The organism is Corynebacterium sp. LK26 (assembly GCF_014335085.1).
In the GTDB taxonomy this organism is placed as follows: Bacteria; Actinomycetota; Actinomycetes; order Mycobacteriales; family Mycobacteriaceae; genus Corynebacterium; species Corynebacterium jeikeium_D.
This window is the reverse complement of the sequence record NZ_PDHB01000001.1, coordinates 45,338-69,985: the sequence shown is the minus strand read 5'-3', so window position 1 is coordinate 69,985 and position 24,648 is coordinate 45,338. Positions and strand designations below refer to the sequence as shown.

Genomic DNA, 24,648 nt, shown 5'->3' with positions numbered 1-24,648 from the left:
ATGAATGGGGGCTGCAAATGTGAAACTGACTTAGTTTATGACAGTTTCAGGCCATTTTTCAGGCCATTTTTGTCATAAACGCAGTCAGTAACTCGGTTCGGCCCGCCGCAGCCAGGCACCAACGAAAAATGGGTCCGAATAAGGAGCAAAACCTTATCCGGACCCGAATTTCAGTGTTTGATTGACGGCTACAAAGCTCTAAAGCTCACTAGCGCAAGCCAGCTCAAACCTTAAGCGTTCTTCTCTGCTTCTTCGGCTTCCTTCTGAGCCTTCAGCAGGCGAGCGGCGTTACGACGACGCTTGCGCAGCAAGTCAACGCGCTCATCCAGCAGCACGTCGAGCTCCTCGATGGAGCGACGCTCACGGAGCATGTCCCAGTGAGTCCTCGGCGGCTTCACCGGCTTGGCTTCAGTGCCTTCGCCTTCAACCAGCTCACCAATTTGGCCATTCTTGCACAGCCATTCACCTGGAATTTCCGCGTCATCCGCGAATGGGACCTCGAAGATCTCACCGGATTCAGTGCGGTAGCGGACCATCATTCGCGGCGCGAGGTCATGATCGCGATCGGTCTCATACGAAACGGCGCCCATGCGACTGCCACGAAGAACTCGATCTGCCATGTGGAACGTGCCCCCTTTGGTAGAAATACTAGACCACACATTATAACGCCTTAATCTGTATTCATGCCATAATTGACTTCTGTGTCAGATCAAAAGCCGAGCACAACTACTGCCAATTGCCAGTGGTGTGGCCGCGAAATGGAGGTCGCCATCCGCGGTCGCCGTCGCAAGTTCTGCAGCCAAGCCTGCCGGCAGCGCGCGTACGAAAAACGCACTGGCGTAGCAAAAGGCGCTTCCAGGCCGATTGCCGAGCGAATCAATTCGGATCTCACGCTAAAGACCGCCACCGATGCCACGAGCAGGCCGGCGGGCGATGACGTCGTAAAGCGAATAGGGGACGGGCTCTTCGAAGTACGTTGTCTCGCCGAAGACTTGCGCACCGCGCTTGACGACGGCATGGAGACTGCCGTCCTGCAGGAGATTACGCAGGAATTGATTATGAAAACGCGCGAGGTGGAACGGTTTATCCCATAGCGGATTAAAAGGATAGGATGAGCACTATGAATTCTGGTGTCCGTAAGTCAATTATTACTTTGATAGCCGTTGCAGTTGTTGCGCTCGCAATTGTTATTGTGGGGCCAGTTTTGTATCGCGTTTTCACGCATGAAGGGGTGCGTACTGGGGATTTCGAGGCCACGGAGCTGCCTGCAGCAACGACTGATGCGAATGGCACCTGGAAGATTGTCGGTGGCGATAACTCACAGAACACCTCCGTTGGCTTTACTTTTAATGAGGTACTGCCGGGCAGCAGGCGGACGACGTCCGGTTCCACTCACGATGTCACCGGTGAGCTGAAGGTTGCTGACAACAATCTTGAGGACGCATCCGTTGTTGTTGATATGGCAACTCTGACTAGCGATATTGAACGTCGTGACATCAATGTCCGCAACAATATTTTCAGCGTTGAGCAGTACCCAGAAGCTAAGTTTGAGCTTGCAGAACCACTCGATATTTCGAGCATTCCAGATAACGGCCAGTGGGCGAATATCGAGATTCCGGGACGCCTGACCATCCGCGGTGTCACCAATGATGTCACCGTACCAATGAAGGCCGCTCGTACCGAAAACTTGGTTTTGTTGTCGGGCTCTTTGCCAATCAACCGCCTGGATTACAACGTGCGCCTGCCACAGTTTGTAGCTGCATCCATCGAGGAGAACGGCGAACTCAATCTGCGCATTGTCGCAGAGAAGCAGGACGCGTAGGACACGTAGGTTTCGCGGCTGGCAGACACAGCCATCTAAAGAGAATCGCAGTAGCGCTAATCCAAAGAGGCTTATAGCCAGCGAAAATACACCTCGATTCGTCACTGTGACGCAATAAAGCCATTTAGTCACACACCACAGAAGTCCTGCCAAAAACAATTTTGGTAGGCCAGTTGGGAGTCACAACGATATGAACACCTACGAAGCAATGTTGCTCGCACGAAAGGTGCGAATGGTACTACTGATTATCTTCATTGCATTCGTGGCCTACAAGGGCGTGTGGTGGCTCGTGGCTGTCGGCATACTCCTGATTGGCATGACGCTGTGGCAGAACAAGAGGCTGCGGGAAGAGATTGCCGTCCGCAACGCGGATGAGCTTGCAGCGAACGCCAAGGACAATGAGCAATAATCCCGACGGCATAGATCAAGCGCCAAGATAGAACACGGCAGCAGAAAAAGCGGCGGCGAAAAAGGCGACAGTCCTGGAAATTCAGAAAACCCCAGGGCCAACCACTTTCATTATTTGTCCGATAATATACATTATGACATTTTGGCCTAAGGGTCCCGTCCTCCCCATTGCCACCGATGCGCCATTGCCGCCAGACCTAAGGAATTTTTAGTAAGATTTCTCGCATGCCTGAACTCTCAGACACATCCAGCAGCTCAGACAGACCCAATGCGTCCGACACATCAGATAGATCTGGCTCGTCCGACGACCCAGAGCCTCGCGCCAACGTTGACGGGCTCTCTGTAGCCGCAGTAAGCGCAATCACCGCAGCAACCGCCGCAGCATCCCCAGCGAACGCAGCGAACACTTCAGGTGATGCCGCGTGATCGTATCCGCGCTCATCGTCTTAGCGGTCTTTCTTTTCCTCGTTTTCGCCAATGCAATTTTCGTTGCTGTCGAGTTTTCCTACCTCACGGTTAATAGGAACGATGTCAAGAACGCCGCAAACGCCGGCTCAAGGTCCGCATATTTAGTAGACCGTGCTCTATCACGCACCTCTACTAACCTCTCCGGCGCACAGCTGGGAATTACCGTCACCAGCCTCGTCGCTGGTTTCCTGACCGGGCCTTCCCTCGGCGTCCTCCTCGAAGCCGCATTTGGTGGCACTAGCATCTCTCCCGCCACCGTCACTGCAATCAGCACTACGGGCGCTTTCATTATCGCGACCTTCACTCAAATGGTCTTTGGCGAACTCGTCCCCAAAAACTGGGCCATCGCCGAGCCCACTAAAGTCGCAAACCTCGTGGTCAGGCCACAGAATGCCTTCATGTTCGCATTCGGCTGGCTGGTCTGGCTACTCAACAGCGCGGCTATTTGGGTGCTAAAACGGCTCGGCTTCTCCCCTGAGGAAGAGGTCGCCAGTGCCAGGACGGCGGAGGAACTCCGTGCCGTCGTCACGCGCTCTAGCGATGAAGGAAAAATTAACCCGCAGACCGCCGAGTTGGTGGCGCGATCGATCGAGTTCGGCGAGCGCACGGCGGCTGATGTGATGACGCCACGCACACAGATCATCTTTATCGAAGATCAGAGCGTCGCAGAGATGCTGACGGTCGTCGCAGATTCTGGACATGCACGCTTCCCCGTCGTTGGCAATAGCGTCGACGACATTCGCGGCGTGGTGCATTACACCGACCTGCTCAGCGTGCCACACGCACAACGCTTGACGACGTCGGCTGCGAGCCTGGCCAAAGATGTACTCGTGGTAAATGACTCGACCACACTTGATCCGCTGATGCGTCAACTGCGTGAGGATGCATACCAGTTCGCGGTGGTTGTCGATGAGTACGGCGGCACGGACGGCATTGTGACGTTGGAGGATCTCGTCGAGGAAATCGTCGGTGAAATTGACGATGAACAGGACGATCGTTCGTTGCTCTACAGCCGGATTAGCCCCAATACGGTGATTGTTTCCGGTCTCATGCGCCCTGATGAGTTGGGAGAGATCCTAAACCTGGTCCTGCCGGAGGGCGAAGAATCCGACACTATTGGTGGATTTATCACCGAACGCTTGGATCGCATGCCTCGCTTCGGCGACACGATTACGGTCGAAGCCACCGACCACGAAAACCTCGATGAGGAGAACTTGCCTACCACCGCTGAAGTTGCATTTCGAGTCGAGCGCATGGCGCGTCACCGCGTTGGCCGTATTCGTGTCCAGGTGGACCGCGCCGGCAACAAGGTCACGCGCCCGGATGAAGGCGCTCACCAGGACGGAACCAGTCACAACCACGTCGAGCACAACAGCGAAAAGGAGGGCTAGAACATGCCACTACTTACTCTTATTTTGCTGTTGGCCCTCAATGCCTGGTTTGTCGCCGCTGAATTTGCGATGGTCTCGGCTCGCCGCGATCAAATTGAACCGGATGCCGTCAGCGGCTCTACCAGCGCAAAGTACGCGCTGCGCGGTATCGAAAACGTGTCGGTCTCCCTGGCGGCAACACAGCTGGGCATTACCGCCTGTTCCCTGCTCATCGGTGCCGTCGGCGAGCCTGCGATTGCGCACTTCTTCGAGCCCTACATGACAGCGCTGGGACTCCCCGCGGGCACCGCCCACGTGGTTGCGCTGGCGTTGGCGCTGCTGATTGTCACTTTCTTACACATGGTTGTCGGCGAAATGGTGCCGAAGAACATCGCTATTGCGGCCCCCAGCCCGACGGCGAAGTTCGTGGCTATTCCGCTGTATGTGATTGTGCGGGTACTCAATCCGGTTATCTGGGCGATGAATACGACGGCGAACATCGTGGTTCGCAAGATTCTTCGCGCCACTCCGAAGGACGAGGTCGATTCCTCCTTCACCGCTAGTCAGGTGCAGGATTTCGTCGCCGAGTCCGGGCGTCAGGGCCTTCTCGACAATGACGAGCTCGCGCTCCTCCACAAAGCTCTCGGCTTCGAGCATCTCACCGCCGCGGATGTCACTATGCAACTCGACACCCTCGTCACCATTGGCCCCGACGCCACTGTCGCCGACATCGAAGAGCTCAGCGCACGCACGCGCTTTTCCCGCTTCCCCATCACCGATGCCGATGGCAGCTTCATCGGCTACCTTCATGTCAAGGATTTGCTCTCGCTTGACGACGGTCACCGCGACCGACCCTTCCCGCGGAATCTGATTCGCACCTTCGCAAGCGTCAGCCCGGATGCCAAGCTCCAGACGGTCATGCGGCTGATGCAGCGCGAGCAGGCTCATTTCGCCTTGGTGACGGAGGAAGATAGTACTTCGGAGAACTCTGTCAACGGAATCGTTGCGCTGGAGGACGTACTAGAAGAGCTCGTCGGCGAAGTCCGCCAGGCAACAGCCTAGCGCGTGCGCCGACGAGCCCCGTCGATTCCAGCTGGTTACTTGCTGCTGAAAGCTTGTTAGCTAATTACTTCAGTGCAGCCAGTGCGGAGTCGTAGTCCGGCTCCGTGGTGATCTCATCGACCAGCTGGTTGTAAATGACCTTGCCCTCTTCGTCAGTGACGACTACGGCACGAGCAAGCAGGCCAGCGAGCGGGCCATCCTGCTGGACAACACCGAAGGCTTCGCCGAAGCCGTGGCGGAAGTCCGAGGCAACCTCAACGTTGTCCAGGCCTTCTGCAGCGCAGAAGCGGCCGAGAGCGAACGGCAGGTCACGCGAAACATTAACCACGACGGTGTTGTCCAGCCCAGCAGCGTCCTCGTTGAAGTGACGCACCGAAGCTGCACAAACACCGGTGTCTACCGACGGGAAGATGTTGTAGACGACCTTCTTACCAGCGAAGGTCTCATTGGTGACCTCGGCGAGGTCACCACCGGTGAGGGTAAACTCCGGAGCCTTGTTGCCCACCTGGGGCAGGTCTCCGGAAAGCTGGACTGGGTTGGACTGAAATGCGGTTTGTGTCATAGCGCCCTTTTTACCGCCTTTCGTCCGGATCCTCCAGGCTGTTTCCTGGAAATCAGTAGAATCGTGACAGAAATGAAATTCCGGGCCGCAGTATCTTGAGCAATCTTTCGTACCTTGCGGTCCGGGCCACGCTATTCAGCGGGCCCCACGTTTATACTCCGAGGAAAGGCAGCCATGAGTTTGATTACCGCAATTGTGTCCATCGATGTCGAAGCTGACAAGATTCCGGAGGCCGCCGAGACCATCGTCGAGATCGACGGCGTGACTGAGGTCTACTCCGTTACTGGTGACTGGGACTTGGTCGTCGTGGTGCGCGCAACTAATCACGATGATTTGGCGGAAATCATTCCAAATCTCATCAGCAAGGTCGACGGTGTTATTCGCACTCAGACTCAGCTGGCTTTCCGCACCTACTCTCAGCACGACCTGGAAAGTGCATTCTCCATCGGGCTGGAGTAGCCGCGGATTCTTCCACCGAGCCGTGCGGTATGCGGGAGCTACTTAACCACTTCCGCCATCGCGCGGCCTGCCTGGCGGCCACTGAAAATACAGCCGCCCAGGAATGTACCTTCCAGCGCGTTGTTGCCGTGAACGCCACCGCCACCGAAGCCAGATGCCTCACCTGCAGCGTAGAGCCCTTCAAAGGGAGTTCCGTCCGGATGCAGGCACTGGCCGTCGAGGGTCGTCTCAATGCCGCCAAGCGTCTTGCGGGTCAGCATGCGCAGACGAATAGCAATCAGCGGGCCATTCTTCGGATCCAAAATCGGTGATGGCGGCACGGAGCGGATGATCTTGTCCCCGAGGAAGTTCCGGGCCACGTTGACGTAATTGACCTGGTAGTCCTTAGAGAAGGGATTACCGGTCTGCATGTCGCGCTGACGAATCTGCTCCTCGAGCTTCTCCAGGTCAATCTTCAGCGCTGCGGCTCCGGACTCCCCGCCCGAGCTCGCCTCCACAATCTCGTTCATCCCCTCGACCAGCTTTGGCAGGTCGTCGGCAACCACCCAGTCTTCGCCGTTATCCATGAATGCCTGAATCGGTGCGGCAACACCAGAGGTCACCTTGCCAATCAGCTTCTTGATCTCCTTTTCGGTCAGATCCGGATTCTGTTCTGAGCCAGAGAAAATGAACTCCTTGGCCACGATGTTCTTATTCAGCACAAACCAGGAGTAAGAGTGTCCGGTAGCCAGAATGTGCTTCATCGTGCCGACAGTATCTGCACCCGGAATATATGGCGCAGGCAGGCGATTTCCTTCTGCGTCAAACCACATGGCCGACGGCCCCGGGATGATACGGATACCGTGATTCGGCCACACGGGATTCCAGTTCTTCATGCCCTCGGTGTAATGCCACATGCGGTCACGGTTGACGAGGTTTGCGCCGGCCTGCTCTGCAATCTCGATACCACGGCCGTCAACATGCTCTGGCACACCGCAGACCATGTCCTTCGGCATCTCGCCCAGGCGCTCGGTCGGCCAGCACTTACGCACGGCTTCCAGGTTGCCGCCAACACCGCCCGTCGCAATGCACACGGCCGACCCGCGGATCTCAAAGTCCTCCCCTGTTTCCTCGCGTGACGACGCCACTCCTCGCTCTAGCGATTCACAGGGAACCAGAATCTTGCCACGCACGCCGACGGCGCGACCATCTTCGACGATTACCTCGTCAACGCGGTGGCGATGGCAGTATTCCACCAGCCCCTTCTTCGCAGCTTCAGCGACCGGCTCTGCGAATACGCGGACGATTTCGGGGCCTGTGCCCCAGGTGAGGTGGAATCGGGGTACCGAGTTGCCGTGACCGTCGGCACGCCCTTCACCGCGCTCAGCCCACCCGACGACAGGCAGGAACTTCACGCCGAGATTGCGGAGGTAGTCACGCTTCTCCCCTGCCGCGAAGTTCAGGTAGGCCTTGGCCCACTTGCGTCCCCAGTTGTCTTCCTCGCGGTCGAACTGCGCGGAGTTGAACCAGTCAGCTTCAGCGAGCTCGCGGTTGTCCTTGACTCCGAGGCGGCGCTGCTCTGGCGAGTCGACGAGAAAGATTCCTCCCAGCGACCAGAAAGCCTGTCCGCCGAGGTTGTTGGCATTCTCCTGGTCGACAAGGATGACCTTCTTGCCGGCCTGCGTGGCCTCATACGTCGCGACCAATCCGGCAAGTCCGGCGCCGACGACAACAATGTCTGCAGTACGTGTGGTGCTCTGTGCGTTCATAGTTTCGTTTTTAGACCCTAAACATCGCCTTTGAGGTGGTTTTGCCTAAAAACGTGATTTATTTTTACAGGCTTTATTTATCTGGCGAATTTCCAACGCGCCCGGAGCTGCCCACTGCTAGTGAGGCCTGCGTGGCGCATGCACGAGCTCGACCTGTACGAGCGTGACTTTCTCTGCGCGCACGAGCGCTTCAAACAGCGACAGATAGTAATTCCACATCCTCCGGAACACTCTGTCGTACCCGATACCAGCGGCTTCGCGCGCATGCGCCGCAAAGAAATCTCGCTGGAGCTGCAAGGTCGTCGCGAAGTGCGCCGGAATGTACTCTTCCGCCGCGATGCGCAGGCCGGTTTCCCGGTCCACCATCTTGCGCAGCTCTTCTACAGTGAAAAGCTGCAGCTGCGGCCACACGTAAGCGCGTACGAGGTCCAAGCTGCGCTCGGCGAGCGCATCGAATTTGTCCGTCGCTACCACCATTTGGACGACGATGGTGCCGCGGTCGACAAGCAGACGCTCGGCGCTCTTCAGCCAGCGCAGCGCACCTGCACGACCGAAGGTCTCCAGACGCCCGACGTTGATAACCGCCTCGAAGTCGGACTCGAATTCGCGTGGCGACGGAATGTTGCGATCCATCTGGATCACATCGACCGCGCCGCGCAATCCGGCTTTTTCCACCCGTTCCAGCACCGTTTCGGTGTGGTCATCAGAGACGGTAATAACCTCCGCGCCCGCTCCCCTTTCTGCAGCTCGAAGGGCAATTTCTCCGCCTGCCGACGGCCATTCGGCGACACGGTCGCCGGCCCGGACTCGAGCCAGATCGAGCATGTGCTCAATATTGCGCACCTGGGCATGCAGAAAATCGGCACGCGCGACGGATTTCGGGGCATCGACATAAGTCACGTCAACTGACCAGTGCGAGGGAACCCCACCCTTGCCAGCACCACGGGCATAGTTTTGAATCTGTTCCCGCGACGAGGTTCGCACTCCGGAGGCGAACAGGCCGGAACCGCCCATCAGCAATTCGCCGGAATAGAGCTCCAGCAATGAGGTCGGCAACTCTCCCGCCATATCTGGCCCATCGAGACGCGGACGTGAACGCGCGACTTTCATCAGACCACGTGCCAACGGCCCCAACGAAGCAATATCAAGCTCGGCGCTAAGCAGTCGGCTGAGAAGCTCTGGCAAGTCATCACTGGACCACTCGCCCGCGAGATAGGCCTCCCCCAATCCGAGCCATTCTGAATCAGCTAGTCGAGAATAGAAAACAGGATCAATGACGCTGAAAACGACTGGACGACACGATTCAGAACTAGTGGGAGATTCACTGCCGCCGCTAGAGCTGGCACCACCGACTCCGTCGACAGCCAAATCGGCGTCACCCGTCGACCGAGTAATGAAAGACTCCCCGACAAACTCACCGGATTCAACCAGCTCAATGCCGTTATCCTGGCAGAGTCGCTCAAAAGAGCGTTCCATCATTTCGGCACGTTTCGCTAGAAAACGCCCCTCTGGAATACGCGCAACCCGAGGCCATCGCTCTGCGTCAATTGCCTGCCGGCTTGCCGAATTCACCCTGCCCGAACCTCCTAACAATCGCGCCGCATAAAGGTACGAATAACGAACTGAGTTTGCTCTCGCAGCCTACCGCGCAGGGACCCAGAATAGGCGGTGGCGCACCGAGAGGATTACTATTGTGGCTTGCCGGCTAAAAGCCGAATCTAAAACTTCGAGAACTTTAAAGTCTGTGAGGAGAAAATACATGACCGAGACTCCGTACCGCCCGCACTCCGGACGCCCGCACGTGGTCGTCATCGGTTCGGGTTTCGGTGGCTTGTTCGCGGCGAAGAAGTTGCAGGGCGCCGAGGTCGACGTCACTCTCATCGACCGCACTAACCACCACCTGTTCCAGCCACTGCTCTACCAGGTAGCAACGGGCATCCTGTCCTCGGGCGAAATCGCTCCGTCCACTCGTACGATCTTCGACGGTGTTCAGAACGTTCGTGTTGTCAAGGGCGATGTCACCGACATCGACGTCGAAAAGCAGGTTGTGACTTCGGAACTGGGTCACCAGACTTCCAAGTGGGAATACGACCACCTCCTGGTCGCCGCTGGCGCTGGCCAGTCCTACTTCGGCAATGATCACTTTGCCGAGTTTGCTCCGGGCATGAAGAACATCGACGACGCACTCGAAATCCGTGCCCGCATCATCGGCGCGTTTGAGCGCGCCGAGCTGACCGACGATCCCGCTGAGCGCGAGCGCCTGCTGACCTTCGTCGTTGTCGGCGCTGGTCCGACTGGTGTTGAACTTGCCGGCCAGCTGGCCGAGCTGGCTAACCGCACCCTCGCATCGTCCTACCGCAGCTACAACCCGCACGCTGCACGCGTCGTCCTGCTCGACGGCGCACCGCAGGTTCTGCCGCCGTTTGGCAAGCGTCTGGGCCGCAAGGCTCAGAAGTCCCTGGAAAAGATGGGCGTCATCGTCAAGCTGGGCGCGATGGTGACTGACGTCAATGAAGAGGGCGTCACCTACAAGAACATGAAGGATGGAACCGAGGAGTTCATCCCGTCGTTCTGCAAGATTTGGTCCGCCGGCGTGTCCGCTTCCCCGCTGGGCAAGATGATTGCCGAGCAGACTGGCGCCGAGACCGACCGCGCTGGCCGTGTCGTTGTCAACGAGGACATGACAGCTGGTGGCTACAAGAACGTCTACGTCGTGGGCGACATGTCCAACCGCGAGAACCTGCCGGGTGTTGCTCAGGTTGCTATTCAGGGTGGCGAGTACGTCGCCGCCAACATTGCAGCTGAGGCCGACGGCCGCGACGTCGCTGAGCGTCAGCCGTTCGAGTACTTCGATAAGGGCTCCATGGCAACCGTCTCCCGCTTCTCCGCAGTGGTGAAGATGGGCAAGGTTGAGGTCACCGGCTTCATCGGCTGGATTCTGTGGCTGGCCGTCCACCTGATGTTCCTGGTGGGCTTCCGCAACCGCCTCGTCTCCTGCGTCAGCTGGGGCCTGAACGTCCTGGACCGCAACCGTTGGCAGATGGTTTCCACCCGCCAGCAGATGTACGCACGCAACGCCATCGACCGCCTGGCCGAGTTCAACAAGGACAAGGCTGAGCAGGATCTGCCGCTGGAGGTTCGCGACACTCGCCGCGAGCACCGCGCAAAAAGGAACAAGTAGTTAACTTGCAGGTGGCCAGATTAGAAAACAGCTAATCACGACAAGCCACCTGCGAGCTTCCTACCAGGCCCGTTACCACCTATAACGATTTGCTACAGCGGCTTGTCGAGTACCGCAATTCGTAGGTTGGTGCGGGCCAGCAGTTTTTCATCTGCCTTGCGGGTGTGCTCAATACGCCACAGTTGCATGGTGCGCCCCAGGTACTCTGGCTCCGCCGTGGTAACGATTACCTCGCCAGCTCGGGCGGAGCGGTAAAAATCGGTGTTGTTGTTCACACCGACGACCGGCTTCTTCGCACCGCAGGCAACGAAACCAGCAATAGAGCCAGCAGTCTCACCTAGCGAGCAATAAACACCGCCATTGGCTAGGCCCCACGGTTGCAGGTGGTCGGGCCCGACCTCGAGCTCCATCTGAATTCGCTCCGGCCCGACATGGACAAACTTCGTGCCCAGCAAGGTATCTAGACCGCCGATTCCGTTATCGCCCAAGGTGCTGTTAAAAACAGCCAGCTCCTCATCGCTCAGCGCTTCCTGGCTAGCCTTCGTCGCCAGTGTCATATAATCGCGCAGCGCCTTCCTCTTCGCCTGCTCGGCGACGGAAGCTGCAGAGTTAGAGTCCTGTGAACTGCCATTATTCGCAATAGTCTCGTCAGTCATGCCAAACATTGTGCCAGCGCACGCCATCACTCGTGGCAGTTTCAACGTTAAAAGCAGTAACAATTTCTGAGTCCCAGATACAACGAACCCCGGCCAGGCTTTAAGATGGTGGGCATGACCGATAACAATGAACTCGCACAAATTGGTGTCGTCGGGCTCGCCGTCATGGGCTCGAATATCGCACGCAACTTCGCCCACAAGGGACACACCGTTGCCGTGTACAACCGCAGTCCGGAGAAAACTCGCACCCTCATCGCTGAACACGGTGATGAAGGCTCATTCATCCCGTCCGAGACCATTGAAGAGTTCGTCGCTTCGCTGGAGCGCCCGCGTCGCGCTCTGATCATGGTTCAGGCAGGTGCCGCTACTGATGCGGTCATCGATCAGCTTGCCGACGTGATGGAGCCCGGCGACATCATCATTGATGGCGGTAACTCTCTTTACACGGACACCATCCGTCGCGAGAAGGCTATTCGCGCCCGTGGCCTGCACTACGTTGGCACTGGTATTTCCGGTGGTGAAGAAGGTGCTCTGACTGGCCCATCCATTATGCCGGGTGGAACGAAGGAGTCCTACGAGTCCCTCGGCCCGCTGCTGGAGTCCATCTCCGCACACGTTGATGGCGTTCCGTGCTGTACTCACATTTCCTCCGATGGCGCTGGCCACTTTGTAAAGATGGTCCACAACGGCATCGAGTACGCGGATATGCAGGTCATTGGCGAGGCCTACCACCTGCTGCGCGAAGCCGCTGGCCTCACCCCTGCAGAGATTGCAGATATCTTCCGCGAGTGGAATAAGGGCGACCTGGATTCCTACCTGGTCGAGATTACCGCTGAGGTTCTCTCTCAGGTCGATGAGAAGACAGGCAAGCCGCTGGTGGATGTCATCGTTGATGCTGCTGGTCAGAAGGGTACCGGCCGTTGGACGGTCAAGGCCGCTTTGGACTTGGGCATTCCAGTAACTGGTATTGGCGAGGCCGTGTTCGCTCGCGCCCTGTCGTCTTCCCTTGCTCAGCGTGAGGCTGCCCGCAACCTGCCGTCGGGAAGCCTGGCTAAGGCTCCGGAAGATCGCGATGCTTTTGTGGAGCGCGTCCGTAAGGCGCTCTACGCTTCCAAGATCGTTGCCTACTCGCAGGGCTTCGATGAGATTAACGCTGGTGCCAAGGAGTACGGCTGGGAGATTGACCGCGGTGCGCTGGCGACCATCTGGCGTGGTGGCTGCATCATCCGCGCACAGTTCCTGAACCGCATCAAGGAAGCGTACGACCGCAATCCGGAGCTGCCGGCGCTGGTACTCGACGAGTACTTCCGTGACCAGGTCACCGAGTGCCTCGACGCGTGGCGCGACGTTGTCGTCACTGCAGCACAGATGGGTATCCCGGCTCCGGTGTTCTCCTCTTCGCTGGCTTACTACGACGGCCTGCGTGCGGAGCGTCTGCCGGCAGCACTGGTTCAGGGGCAGCGTGACTACTTCGGTGCGCACACTTACCAGCGTGTTGACCGCGAGGGTGCTTTCCACACCCTCTGGTCTGGCGACCGCTCCGAGGTTGAAGCGTAGTCTTGAAGTCTGTCGCTTCACGCTCTTGAAGTTAAAAGGGGTCTGAGATGCCATTTCCCAAGAAGGCAAAGCCTGATTTTGTGCCACGAGTTCTTTCCATCGCCGGCACAGACCCAACAGGTGGCGCTGGGCTCCATGCCGATTTAAAATCAATCGCCGCCGCCGGTGGTTATGGTATGGGCGTGGTCACCGCTTTGGTATCTCAGAACACCGTGGGCGTTCGTGCCGTCCACACCCCACCTGTTGACTTCCTCGTCGAGCAGCTGGCTGCTGTAACTGAGGATGTCACCATCGACGCGGTGAAGATTGGCATGTTGGGTTCACGCGAACTCACGCAGGCCGTCACCAACTGGGTTCGGGAGACCAAGCCAGCCGTGGTTGTTCTCGATCCGGTTATGGTCGCCACCTCTGGCGACCGTCTGCTTGACGAAGATGCCATGGACGCAATGCGTGACTTGGTCGCGGAAGCCACCGTCATCACGCCGAATGTTCCCGAACTGGCATTGCTTGCCGACGCCCCGGAGGCCAGCGACTTCACTGAGCTGATTGAGCAGGCGCTGGAGTTCGCGAGCAAGAACGATGTCATCGTGATTGCAAAGACTGGTCACTTAAGTGATGAGGAAGCCGGCAATGCCGTGGCCTTCCCCGATGGCCAGGTTTTCTTCAGCTCTTCTCCCCGCATTCACACTGAGAACACCCATGGCACGGGTTGTTCGCTGTCCGCAGCTCTTGCCACACGGATTGGTGGGGGCTCTGCGATTAATGATGCCCTGCGCTGGACTACGCGCTGGCTCAGCGAGTCCATTCGTTTCGCGGATAACCTCAACGTCGGCCAGGGGCACGGCCCCATTGACCACGGCCACAGGGCTCGTCGCCTGGAAAAGGTCGCGCTTCGCCGAATGCAACCAGTGCATCTGAACTCTAGTTTTTACCCGGCGGCCATCGAAGGCACTGATACTGAGCAGACGCCGAAGGAGCTGGAATCTTTCTTCGGCCACTCACTCCAGATTGCGCCGGCGGGCCCCTTTACTTCCCAGCTGTGGCGGGACATCGAGGACATCGTTGCCGAGATTGGCGGAATGTTCAGCGTCCCCACGATGCTCCGCGGCGACCTTTCCTCGGACGAAACCAACTTCTTCGTAGCGCAAGAGGCCTGGTACTTGCACCAAGTTTTCCCAGTCCTGTCGCATCTGGCAACCAAAGCACCCTGCGCTAAGGAACAGGTTCTGTGGTCGTCACTCGCACAGGAAGCCCTGGTGCGTGCGTTGGAATTGAGCAATAACGCGCTGGAAGAGACTTCTTCGGCGCTCGAGGACATCGAGCCGACAACCATCACGCAGCTTTTGCTGGACGTGCATTCTTCCTGTAGCGCTTTCAACCCATATCGGGTCGCCGTAACCAGTATCGTCGCCGAAATGTGGATTGCAACCGAGCTGACTCTGCAAGGAAAATCGCTGGTTGATGGGGATTCCGCGATCGCGAACTGGGTGGAGGTGTATTCCGACCCCGAGTATGTTGACAGTGTTCAGCAGGCTCTCGAGGTCCTTGAAAAGAATATGTCCACGGCCAGCGATGCGGAGCTCAAATCCATCCGCAACATCTTCCGTCGAGCCGCCATTCTTGAGCGCGAGGCCTATGCGCAACCGGGTCGCGGTTGGTAAATGTCATGGGACGGTAGTTTTCAAGCTCACCGGACGTGCCTATTGCATGGCTGTCCGGGGATAGCGGTATTCTAACAAGCATGCCCCCTCCTGCTGAGTCCAGTGATTTCAGACAGTTGGGCACGCCGGAAGCGATTGTGAGTATTCTGCGTGCCCAGCACATAACTTCGCCTACCGCCGTGCAGGTGGCGACTTTGCCAGATGCTTTCGCTGGCAAGGACGTTCTCGCACAGGCCCCCACAGGCTCGGGCAAAACGCTCGCATTCGGCATTCCGCTGGTCGCGTTACTCAATAACGCCTCTCCAGCGCTTCCCGGTTACCCGCGCGCGCTCATTATTTCGCCAACGCGCGAACTCGCAGATCAGATTGCTGATGTCCTCGCTGACATCGGTGCCGCTGCAGGTCTGCGTGTCTTGAGCTTGGTCGGCGGTGACTCCGTGGCCAAGCAGCAGACTCTGCTCGCGGCACCAGTCGATATCGCTGTGGTCACACCGGGTCGCGCACACGATTTGCGCCGCCGCGGTCTCCTCAGCCTTGAGCACGTCCTCGCTGTTGTCGTTGACGAAGCGGACATGCTCGCTGACATGGGCTTTCTGCCCGATGTTCTGGGCCTGGTCCGTGCGTGCCCGAAGTCGGCACAGCGCATGGTTTTTTCCGCCACGATTAACGACGACGCCGCGGGGCTTATTCGCGATCGTCGCGCAAGTAGCACTGAAGTTGCGAAGCACAAGGTCACTGCCTCCCGGTTGACCATGCGCAATATGCGGCATCTGTTACTTCGGGTGGAGGACAACAACGAAGCCGACGAAGTGGTCGCCTGGATTGCCTCCCGCAAGGATCAGTGCGTCATCTTCGCCAACTCTAAGGCGCGTGTCGTGCAGCTGGCTAAGTTTCTACAGTTCTATGACATCAAGTTAGGTTTCCTCCACGGCGATCGCGGCCAGGCAACTCGCCGCGCGGTCCTCAAGGCCTTTGCCGACGGTGAAATCAATGTCCTCGTCACCACGGATGTGGCCGCTCGTGGCATTGATATCGATGCTCTTGACTTGGTTGTGCACGCGGATCCGCCAAGGGATTCCGCGACGTATATTCACCGCTCTGGTCGGACGGCTCGTGCAGGTGCTTCCGGCACGGTAGCGATGATTGTGCGTGACCGCCAGGTTGATCAGGCCCGCGAGCTGCTGGCAGGGGCCGGCGTTGAAGCTGAAGAGCTGCGCGCCGCTCCGGGACTGCCGCGATTTGTCAAGGAACTGGGCGCACGGCGTCCGCGCCGGGCTCGTCAAGATCAGAGCCAATCGGCAGGCGGTGCTGGTGGTGCCGGTTACCGCGGGCGCGGCGGTTCGTCGGCAAGCGGAAAGAATCGTGCTGGCGGTCGCGTACACCGCCCCAAGCGAGGGAAAAAGAAGAAGAGATAATCAGTGGATATTGTTCTCAATATTGTCGCGGTTGTCGGCTTTATCGCGCTAACCGCTGGCACCGGCCTCTTTGTGGCGTTTGAATTCGCGCTGACGGGACTGGAGCGGTCTACGATTGACGCCGACCGCGCCCGTTCAGCGGATGCACCTGCTGAGGCCGTTCACAAGGCGCATAATCGACTGTCCTTCCACCTCTCCGGTGCACAGCTGGGCATTACGTTGACGACACTGGCAACTGGTTTCCTCGCGGAACCGGTGCTGGCGCAGTACTTCACGCCGATGTTGCATTGGATGGGGCTCAGCGAGTCTGCAGCGGGACCGACCGCGCTGATTCTTGCGCTCATTGTGGCCACGATGTTGTCGATGGTCTACGGCGAATTGGTGCCAAAGAATGTCGCGATTACAGAGCCGTTGGCAGTAGCGCGAGTTACGGCTCGTCCGGTGATGGCGTTTAACTGGGTGTTCCATTACTTCATCCATTCGCTGAATGCTACGGCGAACTGGCTGGTGCGCAAGCTCGGTATTGAACCGGCGGATGAGTTGGCTTCGGCGCGTTCCCCGCAGGAGCTGGAAGCACTGGTGCGCAATTCTGCGGAGCAGGGGGCATTGGATGAGTCGAAGGCCGCTGTGCTCGAGTCGTCGTTACGCTTTGGCGAAACGACGGCGGAGGACCTAATGACGCCGCGGTCGACGATTACCTCCCTCGATGTCGATGACACGGCGCTGGACCTGCTGGCTGTCGCTATCGAATCGGGGCATTCCCGCTTCCCCATTACTGACGGAGACCTCGATGCCACTGTCGGTGTTGTCCACGTCAAGGACGCATTTGCGGTGCCTGCGGCGAAGCGTTCAACCACCACCATGCGGGAGATTGCACGGCCTGTGCCGACGCTGCCGCAGTCGCTGGACGGCGATGCCGTGCTGGAGGCCGTGCGTTCGGCCGGTTCGCAGATTGCGCTGGTCGCGGACGAGTACGGCGGCATCGCCGGCATTGTCACCATCGAGGATGTCGTCGAGGAAATTCTTGGCGAGGTCTGGGATGAGTACGACGACAAGGAGTCCGAGCAGGAAGTCAAACGCGCGATCGAAGGTTGGAACTGCTCTGGCCTTGTGCGTACCGACGAGCTGCCGACCAAGGTCGGATACTTCGCCCCAGAAGGTAGCTTCGAAACGCTCGGTGGCTTGATTATGTTTGCGCTCGGTCGCATCCCGGAGGTCGGTGACGTCGTCCTGCTGCCAGAGACCGAACGCGACTTCATGGACGAGTTCGAATCGGGTATCGCCGGACGCTGGTACGCCCGCATTCTGGCGATGGATGACCGCCGCGTGGACCGTGCCATTTTGATTCCTGTGACCAACGAGCGCGCTAAGGAGATGTTCAACCTATGAGTGACTGGTTTGGAATCCTCCTGACTTTCTTCTTGTTGTTGGTCAACGCGTTTTTCGTGGGCGCGGAGTTCTCACTTATTGCTGCGCGCCGTGACCGTTTGGAAGCGCTGCTGGCTCAGGGAAAGAAGCGCGCACGCACAGTTATCAATGCTTCTGAGCACCTGTCGATGATGCTCGCCGCCGCACAGCTGGGCATCACCATTGCCTCGCTACTGCTGGGTAAGGTCTCTGAACCGGCGCTGGCACATCTGCTGGAAGCTCCTTTCCACGCCATGGGTATTCCGGAGTCGCTGCTGCACCCGCTGAGCTTTGCCATCGCATTGATGCTGGTGTCAGTGCTGCACATCATGCTCGGTGAGATGGTGCCGAAGAATATCGCGCTGGCAGGACCGGAAACGATGGCCATGCTGCTTATTCCTGTTCACATGGTCTTCTACCGCTTGACCAAGCCGCTGTTGCTGCTGTTTAACTGGATGGCTCGCCATACGCTGAGGCTGTTCGGCATTGAGCAGCGCGATGAGCTCGACACCACTGTCGATTCCACTGAGTTGGCATCGATGATTGCGGAGTCTCGTCAAGAGGGGCTCCTTGACAGCGAGGAGCACGTCCGCCTTCGTCGCACACTGGCTTCGGCCACGCGCACCATTGAGGAGGTACTGATTCCGCACGAGCAAATTCGGCGCCTCCCCACCGCACCGACTGTGGGCGACCTAGAGACGGCGGTCACCGAAACTGGATTCTCCCGGTTCCCCGTCGCTGCAGCCAACAATGAACCCAACGAGTACCGCGGCTATGTTCACGTGAAAGATGTCCTCGACCGCGTCATGGATCCTGCCTCCGGCCCAGAGACAGCCATCCCCGATGACGAGATTCGCCCGATGATTGAGATTCCGATCGATGCCACGCTGGATGAGGGATTGCGCATCATGCGCCGCTACAGCGCCCACATGGCAGTGGCTGTACGCGCTCGCATGCCAAAGCCGCACCTGCGCGCAAACGCCCCGGCAAGCATCGCTCCGAAGACTGGTGCTTTCTCCGGCGCGGAGCAGATCGGCATCGTGGCTCTGGAGGACCTCATCGAGGAGCAGGTCGGTGTCGTGCGCGACTGGACCCACGAGGTCTCCCCGCGTCGCAGCGGTGCGCCAAAGCAGCACTCGACCGTGAACCAGCCCCGGACCCGACCGGGCAGCACGCAGGGGCGCCAGCCGTGACGCCTACGCCCGATTCGTCTTTCGATTGGCGTGAAGCCAAAGCAAGGCATATCGCCCGCGTCGATGTCCTGACCCGCGACCGCCTGTCCCGTCGCAGTCGCGGCCAGCGCCACCCGGTCTGGGACTTCATCTTCGAGTACTACCCCGTTAAACCCGGCCAACTCCGCCGCTGGTCACCGGGCATCGGCGTAGATCTTCCCGGTGCGACGGCCAAAGACATCAGTCACCTGAAGTTCTTTACCCTCGACACGGACGACACTACCGATAGCCCTGCCCGCAAGGAGCCCACCGATACCGCCTCTGGGACGGCGCGCATGGATGTTTCGGCGTACGTCGATAAGCGAGGTACGACGGTGGCGTACATCGGCAATCTGTTGCGTTCGACGCGCGCGAATCCGGCGCACTTTGACTGCTTTGGCCTGCATGAATGGGCGATGGTGTATCGCCAGCCGGAGCATCGTCATCCGGAGCCACTGCGGCTGGGTCAGGCAGGCACGGACGAGGTCGTCGAGGCCCACACGGTTCGATGTACGCACTTCGACGCCTTCCGTTTCTTCACGCCCGACGCCGTGCCGCTCAACGAGTTTGCCCCGACGCGCGAGACACAGCCGCACTGTGAGCAGATGGGGTGTCTGCACGCCAACATGGACTTGTATAAATGGGCGACCAAGCTCGGCGAGGCGGTCCCCGGCGACCTGTGGCTGGATACTTTCGAGCTCGCGTGCAGTGCCCGTGAGTTGGATATGCGCGCCGCTCCCTACGATCTGCGGGATTGGGGTTTTGCGCCCATTCGCATCGAAACGCCCGAAGGCAAGGCCGAGTACGTCCGCCGCCAGCGTGAGCTCAGTGCGCGTGCCGATGTTCTGCGCGGCCGTCTTCTCGAAGTGGTAGATGTCGCATTGTCCACGCAGTAAAGTTGGCAGGAGTTACGTGCGCGTTTGTGCTTTACGACGAGGTCTGCTGCGAGTCGGCAGTGCCGAGCACACTCAGCATAGAAAGGGCTAGAACGACATGGGACGACACGCCTCGGGTGAGAACAACTATCGAGTGGCTAAGGGGCCTTTTATTGCCGTCTTGGTCGTAATTGTTTTGGTCGCTGCGGTTTTTGCCTGGGTTAATCTGCGCAAGAGCAACGATTCGTCGATTGATGCTGACCGTGCACGGTGTACGAAGGGTGACCTGACGCTGGTGGTGACCGCTGATCCTGCTGCGGTGGGCTCGGCACAGAAACTTGTGCAGGACTATGGCGAGTCGAATCCCGTGGTGAGGGACTTCTGTGTGCGGCCACAGATTACGGTGGCGGGCTCGCAGGAGGTTGTGAACGCCCTGTCTGAGGCTGGCGGTGCTGAAGCTGGTGAGGGAGCTCCGGAGGACCCCGCTGCGGGTGAAGCCGGTACTGGAATTATGACTCCGGGAGTCTGGATTCCCGCCGATATCTCTTTTGTGGACCAGGCGAAGAACTCAGACAAGGTCAAGGTCAACAACCCCAAGACGTGGTTGCCGCCGATTGCCAGCGGCGTGGCCTTCACAACCAATCGTGCTGACCAGCTGAACAACGCCACCTGGGAAGAGCTTGCAGGATTGCGCGTGGCCGCCCCAGGTGGCTCCGATGCGGCACTGTCGGCCGTGATTAGTGCTCGACTTGGCGGTGGCCCGGACGTCGCTCGCGAACGCGCGGGCTTGGGTGAGGTCTACACCTCCAATACTCTGCTGACCATGCTCAGCCAGAACGTCGCTGATTTCGACGGCGTGGCCGCAACCCAGCCCATGCTGCAGATGGCCGGCGAGGGGCTGAAGCTGGTCTCCCCTGCGGACGCACCCCAGTTGCACGCGCCAGTTGTCACCTTTGGCTCCGGCGGCAAAATCGACGAGAACACGGCTCGCGCGGCCGAGGACTTCCGCAACTTCGCAGCAGATCACGGCGCCGACGGCGAAGCTGCTGAGAGCACTTTCAGCCCTGAAGTAGCGGAGAACTTTGGAGTGCTCTCGCAGATTCAGACGGATTCTTTTGCGCTGCCGCCAGCACTGGAGCAGCCGGACGCGCAACAGCCCGCAACTGCGGTGGGTTCGGCGCTCCTGCTCGCTGACACCTCCGAGGGCGTCGATGTTGGGGCGCTGTCTGCGGCACTTTCCGGCGCTATCGATGCGGCACCTGGCGGCCGATACGGCCTGTGGACATTCGCACCCGAGGTGAACCGCCTCGCGGAACTTCCCGCGCCCGATGACGAGGCCAACAACGGCGCGGAAGCCGTAAAGGGTTCGCTGGCCGAACTTCCGGCCGGTGGTGAGGCACAGTTCTGGCCAGCGCTTATCGATGCCTACCAGGCCGCCCGGGACACCTACTCCCCTGACAAGCCGAACCGTCTCGTCGTGCTCACCTCGGGTCGCGATGCCTCGGGCGCCGATGCCGCCGAGTCTGTCGAGAGGATTAAGGAACTCATTAGCCCGGACCGCCCGGTAACGATTGAGGTCATCGTGCTTCCCGACGGGGACAGCTCCAGCCCCGAGCTGCAGGAAGTGGCAAATATGACCACTGGCTCTCTGCGCATTGCGGCTGACTACGGCGATGGCCTGGCCTCTCAGTTGGCTGCGGCTATCGGTACGGAGTAAGCAGAAAAAACCGCCTCCATCTGGTCCAACCTCGGGAGAGGTAAGACGGAACCAGTTGTGGAAGGCGGTTTTCGTTTAGTTTGTTTCGGCTATTTGAGCGGCGGCCGTAGCAGCAACGCCGCTATCCAGCCAAATAGTTGGCTGTTAGGAGATGCGACGGCGACGACGCTCAGCCAGCTCGTCGATGCCAGTGCCTGGGTTCTCCTGAGTACCATCGATACGCTCAGACGGGAAGGAGGCGATGGTGCCAGTCAGTTCCTTCATAATGCCCGGGACAGCAATGCCGAACACTCCCTGGCCACCGTTGAGCAGGTCGATGACCTCTTCATTGGAGCGGCACTGGTAGACGGTGCGACCGTCGGAAACCAGAGTGATGGTAGCCAGGTCATCGACGCCGAGGTCGCGCAGGCGGTCGACAGCCAGACGGATGTTCTGCAGGGAAATACCGGTGTCCAGCAGACCGCGAACAATCTTCAAAACGAGGATGTCGCGGAAGGAGTACAGACGCTGGGTACCCGAGCCCTTGGCGGTACGGATAGAAGGCTCCACCAGCTTGGTGCGTGCCCAGTAGTCCAGCTGGCGGTAAGAAATGCCCGCTACCTGACATGCGATAGGAACGCGGTAGCCAACCTGCTCGTCCGGTCCCATGTCGAACAGGGATTCCTGAACCGCGCGTGGCTCTTGCGAGTCCGACGCACGGAGCTCATTGTCGCCAAAGAGCGAACCGCTGTTGTCGTCGACCATATAAATTCTCCCGAGGTAGTTTCACTGCCGTTATTTATCTTTCGCCAAGGTTAATCGGCTGTCAATACATCACAGGACGACACGCCGAATCTCTAAACCTAAAGTTAAGGTTTAGAGTTTGGAGTCATAGTTTCCCCAGCTCAAGCACGACCCGGGAGCAAAACCGCAGGACGGGATGAAACTATAACTTACGAAAAGTTACCCCTTTTATGGGGTCATTCAGCGACACGCCGGAGGAAATAAGCGTCACAACTACCTCAAAAGTAACCGGTTATTCACTCCAGTCACACGTTTAACGGTCGCCATCGGAAGCTGAATCGGCGCCACCGTCGGCTTCACCATCAGACTTCTTGTCCTCCGCATCACCATGCGGCTCGGCGAAGTAGTCAGCATCAATACTGTCGAGGAATTCCGCAAACTCCGACACCGATGCCTCGACGGAGTCGGTCTCCGACTCGTCGGCAAGCGAACCGCCATTGGTTGCGACGAGACGCGCCGCTACCGACGTGGCGTCGAGCACATCACGCGCGACATACAGCGGAACCTCAAGCTCGCTAGCGATAAGGATGAGGTCGGAGGGCCGCATATCAATCTCTGCGCCACCTTCGAGCACCAGGCTGGCGATGAAAACGCCCTCATGCACGCCCGTAATCTGGCCGCGCAGGGCGCTCTGCCCCACCATGTCCAGCGTATCGACGAAGACCTCATGCATGCCCGGGCGACGCTGCGTAGCGCCGGTCTCACGGGCGGAGTACTTCGTCGCCGTCGCCAAATCAATCCAAATCGGGATAATCCGATTGGTCTCTTCGGCATGCAGGAGCAGCACTGGATCGTCCTCAGGAGGATGCGCCATCCAGTCTAGAAACTTGACTTCTACGAGTTTTTCGTCCATAACAGCGATAATTGTAGCGAGCCGCTATTTACGCGGGACTACCGACTACTTCCCCAGGTCCTTGTTGACCTGGCGCTTGACCAAAGTGCCGTGCAGCGTGACCATCAGCGCAGTCATCTCACGGCCCATCTCCACAGCCTTCTGCTTGCCGCTAGCTGCACGCGACTTACTCAGCGGACTAGCAGCGAGCGACACCAAATCTGCCTCACGGGCCGCAGCGGTACGCACAGTTTTGAGGTGGCGGGCATCCAGGCCAAACTCAGCCAGCTTGACCGCCGTCTCAGTGATGAGCAGGTCATCGCCATCGAACATGTTCAGCGTGTCCGGAGTAATCAGGCCCACTCGAACCAGTTCAGTGATGAACTTCTCGCTAGCGCCGGTGCGCTCTGCCAGCTCCGCCTGCGTCAGCGAGACCACTGCGGCTTCGCGGAACTGATCCGCCGTCACCAGTGGAGTGACCGATGCCAGCCCGTCGCCGCCAGCGTTGCCCGCATCAATTTCGTCGAGCTGCTCTTTAATAACCTTCAGCGGCAAGTAGTTATCGCGCTGAACGGTGAGAATGTAGCGCAGGCGGTCAATGTCCGCCTGGCTGTAGCGACGATAACCCGAGGAGCTACGCGACGGGCACAGCAGCCCCTCCGACTCGAGAAAACGAATTTTGGACAGCGTTACATCAGGGAACTCAACCTTGACTTCCTTCAGCACAGCACCGATGGTCTTCTTCTTGCCCACCGAGCGTGCTTGCTTCGCAGTGCTTTCCGACGACGCCGGCTGCGCAACTGCTGATTTGCGTACTGCTGCCACTGGTCTTTTCCGAGCCTTTACAAAAATAAGGGGTTAATGCCGACAGGCGTCGACATTAACCGATGTCGAATTAGTTACCGATCAGGAAGACGAGGCGGAACTTACCGACCTGAACCTCGTCACCATTAGCCAGAACCGCGGAGTTCTTCGGCTCGCGGTTAACGTAGGTACCGTTCAGCGATCCCACGTCGACGACCTCGTAGGAGTCACCGTTCTTGCGGAACTCTGCGTGACGACGGGAAACAGTCACATCATCGAGGAAGATGTCGCTGTCCGGGTGACGACCAGCGGTGGTGACTGCCTGATCGAGCAGGAAACGCGAACCCGCATTTGGCCCCCGCTTGACAACCAAGAGTGCCGAGCCCGCCGGAAGTCCTTCAACACCGGAGACCGTGGAGTCCGTGTTAGAGCCGGACTCCATTTCCTTCAGCAAATCTGCACGGAAGACCGAGGTGGTCTCGACCGATGCCTCTGGCTGGCCGCTATTGCTAGTCATATCTTTCCCTCCGGGATAACCTTGGGCGATTTACTCGTTACTTTTTAGATAATAGCGCCCCAACCGCTTTCATGTTGTTATCTAATCCCAACCATGTTGTGACGCAGCTCACCGACAGGGTATGTACAACATG

At 58.6% G+C, this 24,648-nt stretch carries 23 protein-coding genes; 14 read left to right on the top strand and 9 right to left on the bottom strand.

What is annotated here, in order from left to right:
- Positions 1-230 precede the first annotated feature (230 nt).
- Positions 231-620, bottom strand: coding sequence for an RNA polymerase-binding protein RbpA (locus tag CRD13_RS00305; RefSeq protein WP_005511311.1), 390 nt, complete (start codon positions 618-620; stop codon positions 231-233).
- 81 nt (positions 621-701) lie between these two features.
- Between CRD13_RS00305 and CRD13_RS00300 the strand changes: the two genes are divergently transcribed.
- The 5 genes from CRD13_RS00300 (at position 702) to CRD13_RS00280 (ending at position 5,130) form a co-directional block, all read left to right on the top strand.
- The gene (locus CRD13_RS00300) at positions 702-1,094 is read left to right on the top strand and encodes a hypothetical protein (protein WP_224783748.1); all 393 of its coding nucleotides are present in this window, start codon (positions 702-704) and stop codon (positions 1,092-1,094) included.
- Positions 1,095-1,111: 17 nt separating this feature from the next.
- Entirely contained in the window at positions 1,112-1,822 is a 711-nt protein-coding gene (locus tag CRD13_RS00295) for a YceI family protein (RefSeq protein ID WP_070767503.1), read from the top strand.
- Positions 1,823-2,012: 190 nt separating this feature from the next.
- Positions 2,013-2,231 carry a hypothetical protein gene (locus tag CRD13_RS00290; RefSeq protein WP_016422819.1) on the top strand — a complete coding sequence of 73 codons (219 nt, stop codon included), beginning with the start codon at positions 2,013-2,015 and terminating at the stop codon, positions 2,229-2,231.
- A gap of 421 nt (positions 2,232-2,652) precedes the next feature.
- Complete coding sequence (locus CRD13_RS11105; RefSeq protein ID WP_187401157.1) at positions 2,653-4,089, top strand: hemolysin family protein; 1,437 nt, start codon at positions 2,653-2,655, stop codon at positions 4,087-4,089.
- A 3-nt stretch (positions 4,090-4,092) separates the two neighbouring features.
- Positions 4,093-5,130: a hemolysin family protein gene (locus tag CRD13_RS00280; protein ID WP_070604610.1), complete on the top strand. Its 1,038-nt coding sequence runs from the start codon at positions 4,093-4,095 to the stop codon at positions 5,128-5,130.
- A 64-nt stretch (positions 5,131-5,194) separates the two neighbouring features.
- Here CRD13_RS00280 and tpx read toward each other — a convergent pair whose 3' ends face one another.
- Complete coding sequence (tpx, locus tag CRD13_RS00275; protein ID WP_049193539.1) at positions 5,195-5,692, bottom strand: thiol peroxidase; 498 nt, start codon at positions 5,690-5,692, stop codon at positions 5,195-5,197.
- Positions 5,693-5,866: 174 nt separating this feature from the next.
- On the opposite strand from tpx, the gene CRD13_RS00270 reads away from it, so the two are divergent.
- Positions 5,867-6,151, top strand: coding sequence for an Lrp/AsnC family transcriptional regulator (locus CRD13_RS00270; RefSeq protein WP_005511316.1), 285 nt, complete (start codon positions 5,867-5,869; stop codon positions 6,149-6,151).
- Positions 6,152-6,189: 38 nt separating this feature from the next.
- Here the strand turns inward: CRD13_RS00270 and CRD13_RS00265 are convergent, their stop codons facing one another.
- Both CRD13_RS00265 and CRD13_RS00260 read right to left on the bottom strand, forming a co-directional pair.
- Positions 6,190-7,899, bottom strand: a complete 1,710-nt coding sequence (locus CRD13_RS00265) for an FAD-binding dehydrogenase (RefSeq protein ID WP_187401156.1) — start codon at positions 7,897-7,899, stop codon at positions 6,190-6,192.
- Between the two features lie 117 nt (positions 7,900-8,016).
- A complete protein-coding gene (locus tag CRD13_RS00260) occupies positions 8,017-9,471 on the bottom strand; it encodes a class I SAM-dependent methyltransferase (protein ID WP_187401155.1) in 1,455 nt (484 codons plus the stop codon).
- A gap of 187 nt (positions 9,472-9,658) precedes the next feature.
- Between CRD13_RS00260 and CRD13_RS00255 the strand changes: the two genes are divergently transcribed.
- The gene (locus CRD13_RS00255) at positions 9,659-11,080 is read left to right on the top strand and encodes an NAD(P)/FAD-dependent oxidoreductase (protein ID WP_049170497.1); all 1,422 of its coding nucleotides are present in this window, start codon (positions 9,659-9,661) and stop codon (positions 11,078-11,080) included.
- Between the two features lie 92 nt (positions 11,081-11,172).
- Here the strand turns inward: CRD13_RS00255 and CRD13_RS00250 are convergent, their stop codons facing one another.
- Entirely contained in the window at positions 11,173-11,736 is a 564-nt protein-coding gene (locus CRD13_RS00250; RefSeq protein WP_224433479.1) for a PaaI family thioesterase, read from the bottom strand.
- Positions 11,737-11,841: 105 nt separating this feature from the next.
- On the opposite strand from CRD13_RS00250, the gene gndA reads away from it, so the two are divergent.
- The 7 genes from gndA to CRD13_RS00215 all read left to right on the top strand — a co-directional run bounded on the left by gndA (position 11,842) and on the right by CRD13_RS00215 (position 21,579).
- Positions 11,842-13,293 carry an NADP-dependent phosphogluconate dehydrogenase gene (gene gndA, locus CRD13_RS00245; protein WP_049170491.1) on the top strand — a complete coding sequence of 484 codons (1,452 nt, stop codon included), beginning with the start codon at positions 11,842-11,844 and terminating at the stop codon, positions 13,291-13,293.
- Positions 13,294-13,340: 47 nt separating this feature from the next.
- Positions 13,341-14,954, top strand: a complete 1,614-nt coding sequence (locus CRD13_RS00240; protein WP_049193543.1) for a bifunctional hydroxymethylpyrimidine kinase/phosphomethylpyrimidine kinase — start codon at positions 13,341-13,343, stop codon at positions 14,952-14,954.
- Between the two features lie 80 nt (positions 14,955-15,034).
- Entirely contained in the window at positions 15,035-16,369 is a 1,335-nt protein-coding gene (locus CRD13_RS00235; protein ID WP_222864994.1) for a DEAD/DEAH box helicase, read from the top strand.
- Between the two features lie 3 nt (positions 16,370-16,372).
- Positions 16,373-17,758 (top strand): hemolysin family protein, encoded by a 1,386-nt coding sequence (locus CRD13_RS00230; protein ID WP_016422831.1) that lies wholly within the window; start codon positions 16,373-16,375, stop codon positions 17,756-17,758.
- Positions 17,755-18,969 (top strand): hemolysin family protein, encoded by a 1,215-nt coding sequence (locus CRD13_RS00225; protein ID WP_187401154.1) that lies wholly within the window; start codon positions 17,755-17,757, stop codon positions 18,967-18,969. Before CRD13_RS00230 ends, CRD13_RS00225 begins: the two co-directional genes overlap by 4 nt.
- Positions 18,966-19,883, top strand: a complete 918-nt coding sequence (locus tag CRD13_RS00220) for a 3-methyladenine DNA glycosylase (RefSeq protein ID WP_069359512.1) — start codon at positions 18,966-18,968, stop codon at positions 19,881-19,883. The genes CRD13_RS00225 and CRD13_RS00220 overlap by 4 nt, the downstream gene beginning before the upstream one ends.
- Before the next feature lie 97 nt (positions 19,884-19,980).
- Positions 19,981-21,579, top strand: a complete 1,599-nt coding sequence (locus CRD13_RS00215; RefSeq protein WP_187401153.1) for a hypothetical protein — start codon at positions 19,981-19,983, stop codon at positions 21,577-21,579.
- 144 nt (positions 21,580-21,723) lie between these two features.
- Here CRD13_RS00215 and CRD13_RS00210 read toward each other — a convergent pair whose 3' ends face one another.
- The 4 genes from CRD13_RS00210 to odhI all read right to left on the bottom strand — a co-directional run bounded on the left by CRD13_RS00210 (position 21,724) and on the right by odhI (position 24,515).
- The gene (locus tag CRD13_RS00210) at positions 21,724-22,227 is read right to left on the bottom strand and encodes a MerR family transcriptional regulator (RefSeq protein WP_172620271.1); all 504 of its coding nucleotides are present in this window, start codon (positions 22,225-22,227) and stop codon (positions 21,724-21,726) included.
- A 388-nt stretch (positions 22,228-22,615) separates the two neighbouring features.
- Positions 22,616-23,215 (bottom strand): bifunctional nuclease family protein, encoded by a 600-nt coding sequence (locus tag CRD13_RS00205; protein ID WP_070546170.1) that lies wholly within the window; start codon positions 23,213-23,215, stop codon positions 22,616-22,618.
- Positions 23,216-23,260: 45 nt separating this feature from the next.
- Entirely contained in the window at positions 23,261-24,019 is a 759-nt protein-coding gene (locus CRD13_RS00200) for a MerR family transcriptional regulator (protein WP_049170471.1), read from the bottom strand.
- A gap of 70 nt (positions 24,020-24,089) precedes the next feature.
- Positions 24,090-24,515, bottom strand: a complete 426-nt coding sequence (gene odhI, locus CRD13_RS00195) for an oxoglutarate dehydrogenase inhibitor Odhl (RefSeq protein ID WP_016422837.1) — start codon at positions 24,513-24,515, stop codon at positions 24,090-24,092.
- Positions 24,516-24,648 lie beyond the last annotated feature (133 nt).

Coding starts and splice junctions, on each gene's coding strand:
- CRD13_RS00265 (WP_187401156.1), bottom strand. CDS start 7,899: ATGAACGCACAGAGCACCACACGTACTGCAGACATTGTTGTCGTCGGC.
- gndA (WP_049170491.1), top strand. CDS start 11,842: ATGGTGGGCATGACCGATAACAATGAACTCGCACAAATTGGTGTCGTC.
- CRD13_RS00205 (WP_070546170.1), bottom strand. CDS start 23,215: ATGGACGAAAAACTCGTAGAAGTCAAGTTTCTAGACTGGATGGCGCAT.
- tpx (WP_049193539.1), bottom strand. CDS start 5,692: ATGACACAAACCGCATTTCAGTCCAACCCAGTCCAGCTTTCCGGAGAC.
- CRD13_RS00215 (WP_187401153.1), top strand. CDS start 19,981: ATGGGACGACACGCCTCGGGTGAGAACAACTATCGAGTGGCTAAGGGG.
- CRD13_RS00240 (WP_049193543.1), top strand. CDS start 13,341: ATGCCATTTCCCAAGAAGGCAAAGCCTGATTTTGTGCCACGAGTTCTT.
- CRD13_RS00280 (WP_070604610.1), top strand. CDS start 4,093: ATGCCACTACTTACTCTTATTTTGCTGTTGGCCCTCAATGCCTGGTTT.
- CRD13_RS00250 (WP_224433479.1), bottom strand. CDS start 11,736: ATGACTGACGAGACTATTGCGAATAATGGCAGTTCACAGGACTCTAAC.
- CRD13_RS00305 (WP_005511311.1), bottom strand. CDS start 620: ATGGCAGATCGAGTTCTTCGTGGCAGTCGCATGGGCGCCGTTTCGTAT.
- CRD13_RS00295 (WP_070767503.1), top strand. CDS start 1,112: ATGAGCACTATGAATTCTGGTGTCCGTAAGTCAATTATTACTTTGATA.
- CRD13_RS00255 (WP_049170497.1), top strand. CDS start 9,659: ATGACCGAGACTCCGTACCGCCCGCACTCCGGACGCCCGCACGTGGTC.
- CRD13_RS00210 (WP_172620271.1), bottom strand. CDS start 22,227: ATGGGACCGGACGAGCAGGTTGGCTACCGCGTTCCTATCGCATGTCAG.
- CRD13_RS00290 (WP_016422819.1), top strand. CDS start 2,013: ATGAACACCTACGAAGCAATGTTGCTCGCACGAAAGGTGCGAATGGTA.
- CRD13_RS00225 (WP_187401154.1), top strand. CDS start 17,755: ATGAGTGACTGGTTTGGAATCCTCCTGACTTTCTTCTTGTTGTTGGTC.
- CRD13_RS00235 (WP_222864994.1), top strand. CDS start 15,035: ATGCCCCCTCCTGCTGAGTCCAGTGATTTCAGACAGTTGGGCACGCCG.
- odhI (WP_016422837.1), bottom strand. CDS start 24,515: ATGACTAGCAATAGCGGCCAGCCAGAGGCATCGGTCGAGACCACCTCG.
- CRD13_RS00270 (WP_005511316.1), top strand. CDS start 5,867: ATGAGTTTGATTACCGCAATTGTGTCCATCGATGTCGAAGCTGACAAG.